The sequence below is a fragment of the Breoghania corrubedonensis genome (assembly GCF_003053845.1).
Classification (GTDB): Bacteria; Pseudomonadota; Alphaproteobacteria; order Rhizobiales; family Stappiaceae; genus Breoghania; species Breoghania corrubedonensis.
In genome coordinates, this window is sequence record NZ_QAYG01000004.1 from 320,723 (window position 1) to 335,954 (window position 15,232).

15 protein-coding genes are annotated in these 15,232 nt (G+C 61.0%); 4 read left to right on the forward strand and 11 right to left on the reverse strand.

Annotated features, from left to right (window positions below):
- Positions 1–23: 23 nt before the first annotated feature.
- From C8N35_RS13625 to C8N35_RS13645, 5 genes are all read right to left on the reverse strand, one after another.
- Positions 24–1,601: a cytochrome ubiquinol oxidase subunit I gene (locus C8N35_RS13625; RefSeq protein ID WP_210203529.1), complete on the reverse strand. Its 1,578-nt coding sequence runs from the start codon at positions 1,599–1,601 to the stop codon at positions 24–26.
- A 112-nt stretch (positions 1,602–1,713) separates the two neighbouring features.
- Positions 1,714–2,250 carry a DUF6858 family protein gene (locus C8N35_RS13630; protein ID WP_210203522.1) on the reverse strand — a complete coding sequence of 179 codons (537 nt, stop codon included), beginning with the start codon at positions 2,248–2,250 and terminating at the stop codon, positions 1,714–1,716.
- 933 nt (positions 2,251–3,183) lie between these two features.
- Positions 3,184–4,038, reverse strand: a complete 855-nt coding sequence (locus C8N35_RS13635) for a universal stress protein (protein ID WP_107990245.1) — start codon at positions 4,036–4,038, stop codon at positions 3,184–3,186.
- Positions 4,039–4,089: 51 nt separating this feature from the next.
- Positions 4,090–5,574 (reverse strand): SulP family inorganic anion transporter, encoded by a 1,485-nt coding sequence (locus tag C8N35_RS13640; protein WP_107990246.1) that lies wholly within the window; start codon positions 5,572–5,574, stop codon positions 4,090–4,092.
- A 404-nt stretch (positions 5,575–5,978) separates the two neighbouring features.
- The gene (locus tag C8N35_RS13645) at positions 5,979–6,617 is read right to left on the reverse strand and encodes a glutathione S-transferase family protein (protein ID WP_107990247.1); all 639 of its coding nucleotides are present in this window, start codon (positions 6,615–6,617) and stop codon (positions 5,979–5,981) included.
- A gap of 170 nt (positions 6,618–6,787) precedes the next feature.
- Between C8N35_RS13645 and C8N35_RS13650 the strand changes: the two genes are divergently transcribed.
- Positions 6,788–8,098 carry an esterase-like activity of phytase family protein gene (locus tag C8N35_RS13650; RefSeq protein WP_107990248.1) on the forward strand — a complete coding sequence of 437 codons (1,311 nt, stop codon included), beginning with the start codon at positions 6,788–6,790 and terminating at the stop codon, positions 8,096–8,098.
- Between the two features lie 157 nt (positions 8,099–8,255).
- Here the strand turns inward: C8N35_RS13650 and C8N35_RS13655 are convergent, their stop codons facing one another.
- The 4 genes from C8N35_RS13655 to C8N35_RS13670 all read right to left on the reverse strand — a co-directional run bounded on the left by C8N35_RS13655 (position 8,256) and on the right by C8N35_RS13670 (position 9,614).
- Positions 8,256–8,510, reverse strand: coding sequence for a hypothetical protein (locus tag C8N35_RS13655; RefSeq protein WP_146177404.1), 255 nt, complete (start codon positions 8,508–8,510; stop codon positions 8,256–8,258).
- Between the two features lie 125 nt (positions 8,511–8,635).
- Positions 8,636–8,866: a hypothetical protein gene (locus C8N35_RS13660; protein WP_107990250.1), complete on the reverse strand. Its 231-nt coding sequence runs from the start codon at positions 8,864–8,866 to the stop codon at positions 8,636–8,638.
- Positions 8,867–8,872: 6 nt separating this feature from the next.
- On the reverse strand, positions 8,873–9,145 hold the full coding sequence (locus C8N35_RS13665; protein WP_107990251.1) for a hypothetical protein: 273 nt from the start codon (positions 9,143–9,145) through the stop codon (positions 8,873–8,875).
- 283 nt (positions 9,146–9,428) lie between these two features.
- Positions 9,429–9,614, reverse strand: coding sequence for a hypothetical protein (locus tag C8N35_RS13670; RefSeq protein ID WP_107990252.1), 186 nt, complete (start codon positions 9,612–9,614; stop codon positions 9,429–9,431).
- A gap of 408 nt (positions 9,615–10,022) precedes the next feature.
- On the opposite strand from C8N35_RS13670, the gene C8N35_RS13675 reads away from it, so the two are divergent.
- The 3 genes from C8N35_RS13675 to C8N35_RS13685 are packed head-to-tail and all read left to right on the forward strand — an operon-like array spanning position 10,023 to position 11,026.
- A complete protein-coding gene (locus C8N35_RS13675; RefSeq protein ID WP_107990313.1) occupies positions 10,023–10,298 on the forward strand; it encodes a type II toxin-antitoxin system RelE/ParE family toxin in 276 nt (91 codons plus the stop codon).
- Between the two features lie 9 nt (positions 10,299–10,307).
- Positions 10,308–10,607, forward strand: a complete 300-nt coding sequence (locus C8N35_RS13680) for a HigA family addiction module antitoxin (protein WP_107990253.1) — start codon at positions 10,308–10,310, stop codon at positions 10,605–10,607.
- Positions 10,608–10,630: 23 nt separating this feature from the next.
- On the forward strand, positions 10,631–11,026 hold the full coding sequence (locus tag C8N35_RS13685; protein ID WP_107990254.1) for a type II toxin-antitoxin system HicB family antitoxin: 396 nt from the start codon (positions 10,631–10,633) through the stop codon (positions 11,024–11,026).
- A 208-nt stretch (positions 11,027–11,234) separates the two neighbouring features.
- Here C8N35_RS13685 and C8N35_RS13690 read toward each other — a convergent pair whose 3' ends face one another.
- Together C8N35_RS13690 and C8N35_RS13695 are read right to left on the reverse strand one after the other, a co-directional pair.
- Complete coding sequence (locus C8N35_RS13690) at positions 11,235–12,503, reverse strand: cytochrome-c peroxidase (protein ID WP_245926786.1); 1,269 nt, start codon at positions 12,501–12,503, stop codon at positions 11,235–11,237.
- 195 nt (positions 12,504–12,698) lie between these two features.
- Entirely contained in the window at positions 12,699–15,080 is a 2,382-nt protein-coding gene (locus C8N35_RS13695; protein ID WP_107990256.1) for a CRTAC1 family protein, read from the reverse strand.
- Between the last annotated feature and the right edge of the window lie 152 nt (positions 15,081–15,232).

The window sequence follows — 15,232 nt, forward strand, 5'->3', positions numbered from 1 at the left end:
CTCGGTCCTTTCGTGTATCCGGTTCACTCGGCGGGATTGAGGCTGAGCGAGGCTCCGCCGGCCTCGTGGTGGTAACGGCCCGTATGCAGCGAGCTCGGTCCCAGCCGCGCGAAGCGGAACATCAGGTACATTTCGATAGCCAGCAGCACTGAATAGAAAATCAGATACCCGGCGATGGAGGTGATGAGGTCGGCCACGGTCAGCGAGGATGTGGCCAGGAAGGTCGGCAACACTTCACCGATCGCCCAGGGCTGGCGGCCGAATTCCGCGACGAACCAGCCGAGTTCGCAGGCAAGCCATGGCAGCGGGATACACAGCACGAGGATCCGCAGCAGCGTACGGTTCTGCTCGATCTTGCCCTTCGCAAGCTTGTAGAACGAGAGCCCGAACAGGATCAGCATGATGAAGCCGAACGCCACCATGATCCGGAAACTCCAGAACAGGTAGGAGACGTGCGGGATGCTGTCCTTCGCCGCCTGCGCGATCTGCGCGTCGGTGGCGTCAGCCGGGTTCTCCACATAGGCCTTCAGCAGCAGGCCGTAGCCGAGATCCGCCTTGTGCTCCTCGAACACCGCCTTGGTCTCGTCGGAGGTGTCGCCGTTGCGCAGCGCGTTGAGCTTCTCGTAGGCGATGATGCCGGAGCGGATGCGCTCGGCATGGTCCTCGATGAGCTCCTTGATGCCCTGCACCTGACCATCGAGCGACCGGGTGGTGATCAGTCCCATCACCCAGGGGATGGTGATCGCATTGTCGGTCTTCATCGTCTCCTGGTTCGGCATGCCGAACAGCGTGAAGGCGGCGGGCGCCGGGGCTGTGTCCCACTCGGCCTCGATGGCCGCGAGCTTCACCTTCTGCACGTCGCCGAGTTCGTATCCGCTCTCGTCGCCGAGCACGATCACCGCAAGCGAGGCTGCCAGACCGAAGCCGGCGGCAACGGCGAAGGACCGCTTGGCGAAGGCGAGATCACGCCCTTTCAGGATGTACCAGGCCGAGATGCCGATGACGAACATCGATGCCGTGACGTAGCCGGCCGCGACCGTGTGGATGAACTTCACCTGGGCGACGGGGTTGAACACCACCTCCCAGAAGCTCGTCATCTCCATGCGCATGGTTTCGGCGGAGAATTCGGAGCCGACCGGGTTCTGCATCCAGGCATTGGCAACGAGGATCCAGAGGGCCGAGAGATTGGTACCCACGGCGACCAGCACCACGACCGCCAGATATTTCACCTTGGAGAGCCGGTCGCGGCCCAGAAGCATCAGGCCGACGAAGGTCGATTCCAGGAAGAAGGCCATCAGGCCCTCGATCGCCAGCGGAGCGCCGAACACGTCGCCCACATAGTGCGAGTAGTAGGCCCAGTTCGTGCCGAACTGGAATTCCATTGTCAGGCCGGTCGTGACACCGAGCGCGAAGTTGATGGCAAACAGCTTGGTCCAGAACCGCGACATGTCGCGGTAGATTTCCTTGCCGGTCATCACGTAGACCGCTTCCATGATGACCAGGATCCAGGTCATCCCGAGCGTCAGCGGTACGAAGAGGAAGTGGTAGAGCGCCACGGCGGCGAACTGCCATCGGGACAACTCCACAAAGGTGGGATCGATCATATTACGGCTCCCTTCCGGACGCGCGTCACCGATCGTAAGCGCGCGCGCCATACGTGCAAACAAGGCAAGTGCGAGTTACGTTAAGTCATTGATTGGGATTGACATTATTCTAATTCGACGGAGGTGGGCTCACCATAGACCCCGTTTTTGGGCTGTCGTGTGAAAAATTCCGCGTCATAAGGCCGCGCGTCCACATCTCCATTGTCGTGTTCGCGACCGGCATCGGAGTCTCGAGAAAACTTACCACAAACCGGTCCCCCACATCGGCAATCCCGATGGAGCGCGGCCTGAGCGCCAGTATCTCCGGCTGGGGAATTGCCATTCCGAAACAGACGACGACGTTCACCGCGCCGACGATCTCCGGCGCGATCTCTCCGTCGGCGAGCCCCTTTGTATGGGCATAGTGATCGAAGACGCCGATGAGGCGCGCGACCGGGTGCTCCTCGACCAGCTTCACGAAGTAGGCGACGACATCATCGAGGCTCGGAAAACCGCAATCGGACTTCTCGACCTTCGCGATGAAAACGGGAAATCTCTCGTGGATGATGATCTGGTGCATCGGGCATCCGTGGGCCGGATCGGACAGGGCGGGACGCAGCCCGCCCGCGCCGTCACGATGACCCTTTGGAGAGATTTCGGGCCTCATGCTCACTCCCGGTGGCGCAGGCGGAGCGTGCCCTTCTTGTCCCGCCAAACTGACGTTGTGTCATTGCGCATCCGCAATGGCGGGCAATGCCATCGCTCGCCCGGATGAGTTTCGCTACCTTGAACGCCACCGCGAGAGACCGGGCCAGCAGGTCAATGCCAGTGCATCTGCCTATTGGGAGCCACTACCGCAAGCGTATCGTCACAACGTACCCTGCCTTCGCTTCAATGCATTGACGCCATCCTTGATAGCCGTCATCAATATATCCGAATATATTCCGTATTTTTCTACATATTCTTTGCCATCAAAACTGATCTTACTTCGAATAGAATCAAATCTTCAATGAAAAAATAATATTTGGATGGCCTGAAAGTACTTAATCTGAAATTATTATGATTAAATTCTCTTCGAATTCCACTTCTCAGGTCAGTTCCTCATAGTCGTCCGGTGAAATGAACGAAATCGTATAATTCTCCCGCTCCATCGGGATCCTCCTTCACGTCGGCTCGGAAAGCAGAATCAGGATCGCTTGCCACCCGTACCCGACCTCATTGCTGACTGCGGCCGCAGCTTTCCAGTTAAGACTCCCGCGCGCTCCCTCTTCAGCACCATCAATTCGGTTTTTCCGAAAACGCGAAAGGTGCCCGCTATCCGTACAACTGCGCCCCACATTCGATGTCCTCCCCGCGAAAGCGGGGACCCGGTAACCATTGCTGTTCTAAGCTCTGGGGCTGAAGGCAACCATGGCGTGGTCGATCATCCAGCCCAACATCCGGCATTCCGATTACTGGTTCCCGGCTCTCCGCTTCGCTGCGGCCGGGATGACATCGTGAGGTGCGCGGAGAGAGGCACGGGGAGCCGAGAATCGCGGCTGTTTTCCGTTCGCACCAATCCTGCAATTCCGGTGATATCCGCCGACGAGGCAGATTCCTCCTACCGGAACAGCAGCACCGGCACCTTGCAGGAGCGCATCATCTCCGTCGTGGTGGAGCCGATGATCAGCGTGCGGATGCGCGAGTGGCCGTAGGCGCCCATGACGAGAAGATCGAAGCCCTCGCGCTCGCCCTTCTCCGCAATCACCGTCTCCGGCTGGCCGGGACGGATCTCGGCGTCGGCCGTGAGCCCGCCGGCCTTCAGCATCGCGCGCGCATCCTCGATCTTGCGCCGCGTCTCCGCCGTCTCGGTGCCGACCATCAGCAGGCTGATGCGGAGCCCCTGAAACAGCGGATCACGCGCCACATGGTCCACCGCCTTCATCGCCGAGGCGCCGCCGTCATAAGCGATGAGAACGCTCTCGATCGGCTTGAAGGCACGCGCGGCCACCAGCAGCGGGCGATGAACCGAGCGGGCGATACGCTCCAGGTTCGACCCCAGATGCGGCTTGGCGAAATCGGCAGCCTCCCCGCGCTTGCCCACCGCCACCATCGAGGCCGCGCCTTCCATCTCGTTCACGGTCTCCACGATGTCGCCGTGGCGCAGCAGCGTGGTGACGTTCTCGGCCCCCGCCGCCTGCACGATGGCCTTCGCGTCCTCCAGGATCGCCCGGCCGCGCTGGCGGGCGAGCTTTGCGCGTTTCTCGTCAAGCTCGCTCAGTTCCTTCAGCAATGCCGTGCGTGCGCCCAGCACCAGATTGCCGCTCAAATCGATCCCCTCCGGCGCCTCGCGCCGGCCCAGCACATGCAGCAGCGTGACCGGCGCGCCCGTTCGCGCCGCCGCCCATGCCGCGTGTTCGCACACGCTCCTGGAATAGATGGACCCGTCGACCAGAACGATGATCCCGTCAGCCATGGCGTTTCCCGTTCCCTTTTCTCATTTTTTCGCAGGCGGACCGGCGGGCGCTCAGTGCCCCATCAGGTTTTCCAGCGCGCCCGGCTTGTCGTGGATCGCCAGCTTGTCGACGATGGTCTCGCTCGCCGCATTGAGGCCGCGGATCTCGACCTCCGCGCCCTCGCGGCGGAACTTGAGCACAACCATGTCGAGTGCCGCAACCGACGAGATGTCCCAGATATGCGCGTGACTGACATCGATCACCACGCGTTCCAGCACCTCCTTGAAATCAAAGGCGGCTGTGAAATCCTCCACTGAGGCGAAGAACAGCTGGCCCTGCACCTTGTAGACGCGCTCCTGCCCGTCGCCGGAGACCTCCGACGTCACACGGAAGATCTGCGCGATCTTGGCGGCAAAGAAGATGCCCGACAAAAGCACGCCCGCCAGCACCCCGATGGCGAGATTGTGCGTCGTCACCACGCAAGCCACCGTCACCAGCATGACGGCGGAGGACGAGCGCGGATGGTCCTTCAGGTTCTTGATCGAGGACCACGAGAACGTGCCGACGGACACCATGATCATGATCGCCACCAGCGCCGCCATCGGGATCTGGCGCACCCAGTCGCCCAGGATCACGATCATGAACAAGAGGAAGATGCCGGCGCAGAAGGTCGAAAGCCGCCCGCGCCCGCCCGACTTCACGTTGATCATCGACTGGCCGATCATCGCGCAGCCCGCCATGCCGCCGATGAAGCCGGTGGCGATGTTGCCGCAGCCCTGGCCGATGCATTCGCGGTTCTTGTCCGACGGCGTGTCGGTCAGATCGTCAATGATGGAGGCCGTCATCAGCGATTCCAGCAGGCCGACAGCCGCCACACCCGCCGAATAGGGCAGGATGATCTGCAGTGTTTCCAGATTGAACGGAATGTCCGGGATCAGGAAGACGGGAAAGGTGGAGGGCAGCTCGCCCATGTCGCCCACCGTCCTGAGGTCGAGGCCCATCGTGATCGAGATCGTGGTCAGCACGAGGATGCAGATGAGCGGCGACGGCACGGCTTTCGTGACATAGGGAAAGAGATAGATGATCGCGAGCCCGGCCGCGACGAAGACATAGGTGAGCGACGGCACATCGATGAGTTCGGGCAATTGCGCCATGAAGATGAGGATGGCGAGCGCGTTGACGAAGCCGGTCATCACCGAGCGCGAGACGAAGCGCATAGCCCGGCCGAGCTTCAGCACCCCCGCCCCCACCTGCAGCACACCGGCAAGGATAGAGGCCGCCATCAGGTATTGCAGCCCATGCTCGCGCACCAGCGTCACCATCAGCACGGCGGTCGCGGCGGTGGCGGCGGAAATCATTCCCGGCCGGCCGCCGGTGATCGCCACCACCACCGCGATGCAGAAGGAGGCATAGAGCCCGACCTTGGGATCGACGCCTGCGATGATGGAAAAGGCGATGGCCTCGGGGATCAGCGCCAGCGCGACGACGAGCCCCGCGAGCACATCGCCGCGGACGTTGCCGAACCATTGCTGGCGGTAGAGCGTAAGGGCGTTCATGAGCGTTCCGACGGACTTCTGCTGGAATTTCGATGGGCGGGCCTGGGGCAGAAAGGCAGGCACGAGAGGGCCGCGCCCTCACCCGATGAAAAACGGCCCGCGCCGATACGCGAGCCGTTGATGAGCCCCAAGTCGCAGGATTCAGGCCAAAGATCAATTGGAAAGAGCGACAAACAGCCGCGCCGTGCGACAGAAGGCGCGCTTCCCGCATCGCAAAGGCCCTTCCGAAACGCTAGGTCTGCTGAGAGACGGGCCCGGAAATGGTAGTCGGTTCTTCGCCTCGAATTCTGAGCACCTTCATACCCCTCCGTCGTCATCACCCGGCGAAGTCCGGATGATCCAGCGCATGCCCGGAATGCTGCGGCTGTCGCCACTCAGAAGGCTCCTGCCCAAGTACAAAGCACCTAAGCGCGCAGATCCTCATATGAGACCATGACATGCTCCCGATAGGCGGGACGTTCCGTCAGACGGGCATAATAGCTCGCCAGGTTCGCCATCGGCTTGCGCTCGATGTCGATATCGAAATAGCGGTAGAGCACATGGCCGAACTGGATGTCGGCGAGCGTGAAATCGTCTCCGGCAAGAAAGCCGTGGAGCCCGAGCCGGGCCTCCGCGATATCGAGCTTGCGTTCCAGAGCGTCAAGACCGGCGCGGATCCTGGCCGGATCGCGGTGCTGCGCCGGAGTGCGCACGACCTGCCAGAAAACCGGAGCGGTAAAACCGAGCGCGATGTTGATCTTCGACCATTCCGCCCAGCGATCCACTTCGGCGCGCGCCAAGAGCTCCTCGGGCCAGAAGGACGCCGGGCCATACCTGCTCGCCAGATATCGCAGGATACATCCGCTTTCCCAAAGCGGCGGATTTGTGCCGTCCTGGAGCACCGGCACCGTCCGGTTCGGATTGAGAGCGAAAAACGCGTCCGTGTCGGTACCGCCGAATTTATGCCCGACATCGTGGCGGACATGGTCGAGCCCGAGTTCCGCGATACACCACATCACCGCCTGAACATTGGAGGAGGTCTTGCGGCCCCAGACTGTCAACATCGCCTACTCTTTCGAAAATTGCATCTCCGCACCGCGTCTACCACCCGCGCGCTGGCCGAACAATCGCACTTCACAGAAACCTCTCGAACCCGCTCCCGCCTCAACGTTCATGCAAGTGACATGACAAGCGCCTAGCTGTGTCCGCGTCTCGAAATCTCATGGTGTGATCGATGCTCAAAACTGCAATTCTCTCCGCCACCGGCCTTCTCGTCGTGATCGGAGCGGCCTCGGCCGCAGACGTCACGGCGCTCAAGGCCCCCGCTCTCCCGCTCGGATCCGTCTCCTTCCCGAATGGCAAGTCGATCGATCTCTCGGTCGGCTTCGGTTCGGGCGCCTACCACCGTCCCGGCGATCCGGAAAACGTCTTCTACACGATCACCGACCGCGGTCCGAACATCGACTGCAAGGGCGATGCGAAGAAGCTCATCGGCCTTGACGAAAAAGCCATGTGCGACGGCAATCTCGACGGCAAGGTCTTCCCGCAGCCCGGCTTCACGCCGACCATCTATCAGATGACGATCGGCGATGACGGAACGGTCAGCGTCACCGACACGACGCCGCTACGCGGTCAGGACGGCAAGCTGCTGAGCGGCCTGCCCAATCCGCTGACCGGAACGACGACCGAAGCCGGCTATTCTCCGGAAGGCAAGAGGATCACGTCCACGCCCAACGGCTTCGATTCCGAGGCGATTGCGCGTCTGGCCGACGACAGCTACTGGATCAGCGACGAATACGGTGTGTCCATCGCCCATGTGGCCGCCGACGGCAAGGTGCTGGAACGCCTCGTGCCCGCCGGGCTGGAAAGCGACTACGCCGATGCCGACTATCCGGTGAAAGGGACGCTGCCGGCCATCTTGATGAAGCGCAAGCTCAACCGGGGTATCGAGGGCCTGTCGGTCTCGCCGGACGGCGCGACGCTGTACTTCTCGATCCAGAGCCCGCTCGCCAATCCCGACAATGCTGCTTACAAGTCATCGCGGACAGTGCGTATCTTCAAGTTCGATCCCAAGAGCGAGAAGGTGCTCGGCGAGTACGCCTATCCGCTCGACGAGCCTGCGACATTCAAGGCGGACAGCGCCAAGAAGACGCCCAAGCAGAGTTCGGTGAAGGTCTCGGAACTGACGGCCCTTGGCCACGATCAGCTGCTGGTGCTCGAACGCATCTCCAAGACCACGAAGCTCTACAAGATCGACCTTGCTGCGGCCAAGACCGTGCCGTCCGGGTTCGACGACGCGGCGCAGAGCCCCAGTCTCGAGCAGCTGGCGCCGAAGGATCTTGCCGCCGATGGCATTGCCGTTCTCCACAAGACGTTGGTGCTCGACAGCGACGATCTCCCCGGGATGCCGGAAAAGATCGAGGGTATCGCCGTCCTTGATCCGACCACGCTTATCCTGACCACCGACAACGATTTCGGCATTGCCGGCGCCGACAGCGCCATCGTCAAGGTGCATCTCGACAAGCCGCTCGTCGCAGTCAACTAAGGCCGAGGTCGACGTTGCGAAGAAAAGGTCGGCATTTTAGGCTGGCCTTTTCGTTTCAGCCTGATCGATTGTCCTTCAGTGTTGTTTCTATGGGAACCGCCGCATGGTGGAAGCTGTCGGACCAGATCGGGTCATATAGCCGAGCGCCTTCATCCCCCTACTTCACCGCCCCCTTGAACCCCGCCCACACAGCCGCGATAACCGCCGTCATCGCGGCGGTCAGAAACACCGTGATCATCCTGCCCTTCATGGCTTCCGCGCCTTTTCGGGCCTGCCGCAGGAACAGCATGTCGGCCTGACTGGCGCGCAGGTCGTCAACGTCGACACCCGCGCGCCGCAGCGCTTCGCCCGTCCCTTCCCGGCTCGCCTCTTTCACCAGTTGCCGCATGGCTGCTAAATCGGCCTCATTCATTTCGCGCATCCCCACACAGGCTTTCGATCGCCGTGTTCAGTCCAACGATCTGGCGCCGGATCTCTCTCGTGTCGTTTCGCGAATAGCGGATCGGCTGCAACGCACCGCCGCAGGCCTCAGAGACATCAGTCTCGAAGGTTCGGGTCGCTGTCGTCTGGCACCCCGCCAGAAGCATCAAACCGAGCAATGGCGGCAGCAGACGCAGCCTCGGCCTTGTTCGCGGCATCCCTCGACGCCTCCAGTTGGGCCGCAATCGCCTCCGCCGCTCCGGCCTCGAGGAGTTGCCTGTCGCTAAGGAACCCGACGAACTTCCGGAGCAGCGAGAGCGCGGCCAGGATGATCTTGAGCCACGTCATGAGCGGTTACGCGGCCGGGGACGAACCGGCATCCTCGCCGTCACGCCCGGCAACGATCGCGGCGTTCGAGGCATAGGCGTTGCCGATCGTCGCCACCGCGTCGGCATTGGTGTTCTTGCCGAAGTTGAGGGCCAGGAAATTCAGCACGGCCAGCACATAGCCCCACCACCTGTTATCGCTCTTGCTGGCGGTCGCCGCCGTGATGGCGTTGGCGATGAGCACGAGCGAGGCGATCACGCTCCAGATCGTCGCCGCGTTGTCGGACCAGAAGCCCGTCACGGTCGAGATCCAGTTGGCATCTGCAGCGAACGCGGAACCGGAGGTGAGCGCCAGACCGGCAAGGCCCAGACGTATTGCCGAAACTCGACCGATCGGCGGAGGTGAGCACGAAACGCCCGATCACACACAGCGTGCCTGCGTTGGCTTCTTTTGATCTGGCGTAGTAGGCGGAGCCCTCGCAATGCGTGACGTCAGCCGGCGGCGGTCACCGCCAGATGGACCGTGTAGGTAGGGCTCAGAGCACAGGCATAGACAATCTCGCCAGCGCCGGGAGCGCGAGAGGCTAACCACCGATGACCGCCTGATGTCCGCGCGTGCCTGCATCCGGCACCGTGGCGCCCTGGAAGATCTCGTAGAACACAGGCGCCTTCGAACTCGACGGGAAGAGCGGCGACCAATAGACCCCCTGCCCGGCTTTCGTCAGCGCCTGCCATTGAGGCGTCAGCGTCACGATCCTGGTATCGGCCATTGGGAAGTTGCCTTTTGAACCCGGTCAGCCACCGGCACATCGCACCGGCGCAATGCCGGGCTGAGAGCGGCAGTCGTTCAAAACCGGAAAGCTGAAGGGGGAAGATATCTCAGGGCGCATTCCCCCTCGCGGCTGGCTCCGCATTCACTGCGTCAATCGGCTATCGCCTGCCAGCGCGACCGGGGCACGAACGCATCAGCCCTGCAAATCACGAGAACAAAATAGGAACTTTTGAGGGTGACGTCAAGCACTTCGGTTTTTGGAGTTGGGCCTTTCATTTTCCCGATCTACAGCGGCATACCTAGTTTTCGGCAAACGATCATGACTACTGATTTGGAGCGCCCCAACTTCGGCAAATATGTAAGCTACCAGTTGACACTTGTCAGCCGTTCGCTTACATTCCATTTCATGATCAGGACGTTCGCAAACAAGCAGCTTCGCGCATTATGGGAAGCCGGAAAATCGCGTATCGATTCAAGGATGCAGAAGCGCATCTTGCGTCGTTTGGATGCCCTGGATGCCGCATCTGTGGCGGAAGACATGAACTTGCCGGGGTTCGATTTCCATATCCTGCAGGGCTTCGCCCCCCAACGCTACACCGTCCATGTGAACGGGCCCTGGTGCATCACTTTCGAATTCAGAGACGGTGATGCTTACGTCCTCGACTTTGAACAATATCACTAGGAGGCCACTATGGCTCGCAATCCTAATCGTTGCCCGACCCATCCGGGGGAAATTCTCCGGGAGGATGTGATCCCGGCCACGGGTCGGAGCAAGGCGGAACTGGCTCGCATGCTCGGGATTTCGCGCCAGCATCTCTATGACATCTTGTCTGAGCGCAAGCCGGTAAGCCCCGAAGTGGCAGTCCGGCTCGGGAAGCTGTTCGGGAACGAACCGCTCTTCTGGATCCGGCTGCAAGGTTCCTACGATGCATGGAACGCCGAACAGAACGTTGACGTCTCCAATGTCCCGGTGTTGGCGCAGGCCTGTTAGGGCAGAAGACCGAGTGAAAGACAATGCAGCTCTATTTCGCTCTTGTCCATCAGGACGAAGGAAGCGCCTTCGGCATTCAGTTTCCGGATCTCCCAGGATGCTTTGCCGCAGCCGATTCCGAGGAAGACCTGATCACGAATGCGCAAGAGGCTCTGGCACTGTACCTTGAGGACGAGGCAGCGCCTCAGGCTCGGTCCGTCATCGAGATCAATAATGATCCAGAGGTCAAAGCCGAGCTGGCAAAGGGCGCGTTCCTGATCGCCGTGCCGTGGCTCACACTCTCAGGCCGGACAAAAAAGGCAAACATCACCTTGGATGGGGGCCTTCTCGATGCCATCGACGAAGCCGCAAAAGCAAGGAAGCTGACGCGCTCAGCCTATCTTGCAGACCTTGCGCGGCGAGACCTGAACGCAGCGTGATCCCGAGAATACCACCGAGAGGCCCCTATGGCTCGCAATCCTAATCGTTGCCCGACGCATCCGGGCGAAATCCTGCGGGAAGATGTGATCCCGGCCACGGGGCGGAGCAAGGCGGAACTGGCTCGCATCCGTTCACGTTCGGCTTTGTATGCGTCGCCCGCGAATTTTCCCGAGTGACAGCGAGCCCGCAGTCAGCCCGCAGACACTCCTAATCAACGGGCAGGCCGCTGGGCACCGTGTCGGGGCGACCCATCGGGCGTTGTAGTGCGGTTTCTCCGGTCAACGCATTCAGGAATGCAACGATATCTGCAATCTCGGCGTCGGTGACGGACGGCAGATCGATATCGACCCTGGACCGGACCCGATCATTCTCTGCCACGTTGTCACACAGAGCGAAATCGCTGGAGGCGAGCCACGGAACAGGCGGCAGGATCGCCATCTCGGCGCGCCACTCGACATTGCTTTCCCGCGGTTTGAGGTGATGGCGCACCATCGCTTCAAGCGTCGGCATGGCGCCATCATGGCCATACGGCGCTGTCAGCGCGACATTTCGCAGGAATGGCACGCGGAAGCGGTAAGCATCCTCAGGCACATCGGAAACGGCCATGCGGCCCACATCGCGGGCAATCGGGTCGTTCAGCAAAGTGCGCCCCGGACCGAACGGCGGCAGCGCCAGCGCCTGAAAGCTCTGGTTCGACAGCATCGGTCCCGCATGGCAATTCGAGCAGCCGACCTTGCCGTAAAACAGTTCCATCCCGCGCTTTTGCGCATCATTCAGGGCCGTTTCGTCACCCTCGAGGTATTTGTCGAAGGGGCTATCGAAATTGCGATACTCCGTACCCTCGAAAGCGGCGATGGCGTTGGCGATTTCGACGATCGTGATGTCGGAAGCCTCATTCACATTGTCGAAGGCGTCTATGAACATCGGGACATAGGCATCGACATTGCGAACACGTTCCGCGATCAGCGGCCAGACGTAATGCGCGCCTTCATACGCTGCCCCCGCGATCAGGTTCTCGCCGGGCTGCCCGGCCATTTCCGTTTCCGAAGCCATCGGGAACAGAACCTGCGCCGCAAGGGCCGAATTCAGCCCCTTTGGCAGAAATATCCAGGCCGGGGTCCTGAAACCGTTGCCGAAATCGTCGGAAACCTCGACCCGCCCATCAAGAAACATGAACCTGACATCCCGATGCCCCAGATTCCAAAGGGCCGGCGCATTGCGCGGCACGCGTTCGAGGATTCGATCGGCCCCGGTTCCGCCAGAACGATGCATGCCAAGCCCGACGCCACCCTCACCGATACCAAGGCTTACACCGTCGGCGCCGTTGAAGTCGTGATGATGGCAGGTGGCACAGGCGATATTCTGGTTGCCAGAGAGAATCTTGTCGTAAAATAGCAACTGGCCAAGTTGCACCTGGGCCGGTTCAAACCGGATAAAATCATCAAGCGTCAACGGGTCGGGCAAATCGAGCGCCATGGCAGGCGCAACCATGGTCACGGATAACAGACAAGCGTACAATTTTGCTCGAACGGATATCACACGGCATTCCTCGCCTGAGCTTGCTTTCCCTAAGGTTACATTCATCGAAAGTGCCGTTCCAAGCGTTTTTTGTTCCGCTCCTCTTGGGTGGCGGCACAGGAGATGCGGAGCCGCCCCCCGAGGTGCCGTGCATCAGTCGCGGGTGATGCGATAGCTGGCACCAGCGGCAAGGGGACTGGTGATTTCGGTCACCCCACCGTCGGCCCAGTGGACCGTGAGACGAGCGATTTCGCCAGCATCGCCAAGTCCGAAATGCGCCGCCGGGGCATCGAACGACATGAAGCCGCCGCCCGATTGCAGCTCGCGCATCATCCGGGTGCCATCGGGCAATTCGGCGACCAACCGCGCCCCCAGCCCGTGGCTGTTGCCTTTGGCATCGCGCAGTTCCACCTCGATGGCATTGCCCGTCTGAGAACCGTTGAGAAACAGCGCCACCGGGCCGTTGACCGGTTGGGTGATGATATCGAGGTCCCCGTCATGGTCCATGTCGAAAGCCACCGCACTGGCGGTCATCAGGTAATCCTCCAGCCCGAAGGGGCCGGAAGCCTCGGTGAAGGTTCCATCGCCCCTATTGCGGAAGAACAGATTTGACGGACTGACCTCGTTCGGGACCCAAGTACCGTTGACGATATAGACGTCCTGCCAGCCATCATTGTCGAAATCTGCGATTTTGGTGTCCCAGGACCAGCCGCCGATCTCGAGCCCCTCGGCCGAGGCGGTGTCGGTATAGGCGCCGCCCTGCCAGGTCAGCAGGACGTTCGTGCGCAGGATCTGGCGGATCGTGGTATCGAAATCCGCTTGCTGCGGCCTCTCCCATGGCTTGAAATGGATGTCGCAAAAGGCGCGCGTGGTTCTCTGGTCGGCAGGGATCAGGGCACAGATCGTCGGATCCTGTTTCTGGATCGCCAGATCCTTGACCAGCATCGCCTTGCACTCGGCCTGCAGTGCGCCCTTGAGCTCCTGGCATTTGGCCGCATAGACCGGATCGAACCGGTTGCCGGATTTGTACCAGGACTTGATGGCCATGTTACGGAGGCAGAGCGCCTTGGCCGCAGTGTCTTCGATGGCATCGCAGTATTTCGACAGAGCCTGCATTTTCAGTCGCTCGGACACAAGCGACGACCGCCCGGCGATCTGCGCGAAAAAAATCTCCGGCATCCCGTCGTTGTGAAGATCCGCCGTCTTTATTGCCATAGTGGTAGTGGTGGTGTGCGGGATCAGGTTGTCAGCCCGGGTGACGGCGCTGAAGCCGCCCTGTCCGTCACCGAGATAGATATAATCCGGCAGTTCGAAATCGTTGCCGACCAACAGATCGGCGGTGCCGTTCAAGTCTATATCGCTGAACAGCATGACGAGCGTTTCGCCGGGCAGACCCGGCAGCTCGGCGAAGTGACTGCCATCCAGCGTGCCGTTTTCGTTGAATATCAACCGGTTGCGCGATTCCTCGCCGGGGATGCGCCGATACCAGCCGGCGGCCCAGTTACCCAGGGCGACGTCGAGGTCGCCGTCGCGGTCGAAATCGGCGAAGCTCAGCGAAATTGACAGTATCGCGTCGTCGCGGTTGGCCACCCTTTGCAGCTTCTCGGTGACGAAGGTGCCCTGCCGGTTGAGAACGACGAAATTGCCGTCCAGGTATGTGGCGAGAAACAGGTCGAGCCAGCCGTCGTTGTCGATATCGACCAGTGCGGCGTTGAAGACGTCCAGATCGGCCAGCGGACCAGACTTGTACGGCAGCCGACTGAACCTGCCGGCGCCGTCATTTTTGTAGATATAGACGCCGCGTTCGGTGGAGGCGATCACTAGATCGAGATCGCCGTCATGGTCGATATCGCCGGTCGACAGGCTGCGCCCTTCCCAGAACGGCGGCCACATGTCTTTCATCGACAATTCCAGTGGCTTATCGATGCCGCGGGTTGACGCCTCAACGCGCTGGAAGACCGTCTCATAGCCGGGCGAACGCGGGGCGAAAAGGCGCGATGTAATGCGGATCGGGCGATCGGACGATATTTCCGCCGCCTCAGCCGCCGCCGGCAGGATCAGCTGTTCCAGCCCCCAAAGGATGTCAAGCGCCCGCGGGCTCTGCGAGGAACGGTCGCTGTTCACCGCCACACCGCCAACGCTGCCGAGAACGACGATCGTTGCCCCCAATAACGAAACGGCGCGGGCCGATATTATGTTGGCGAGAACCGGGTTAGAGCCCCCGTCAGCTGACCTACGCCTTTGCCGGCAGCCCAACTGCATCAGGAAGGCGGTCACGATCAGCATTCCGAATGCCATGCCCGTCTTGTTGGCGTCCATCCGGTTTGCTGTGGTCGTGGCTATGCGCTGATAGACCGGTATGACAGGGATGACCGGGGAGAACGGGCTCTGAAGCTGGATGGCGTCCGATATCATCGCCTTTTCATCGAGTTGTGACAAGCGCGACAGGGTCCCGAACAACGTCGCAAGGACCGCAACCAAGATCAAGGCAAAGACCACGCGCCGTTTGGCGTGCCGCGCGTCTGGTCCGGTCATCAATCCCCCTTACGGCCCGCGCCAAGTCCGAAAAGGCCGCGCCGCTTGCTGCTCGCAATACCCCGATCATTCGCTAATCAGGCATGCATTTCAACTGGACTTCCCAATTTAGATGACCCTACGTGATTCCAAGGCCGTCGAAAGCGCGTCTC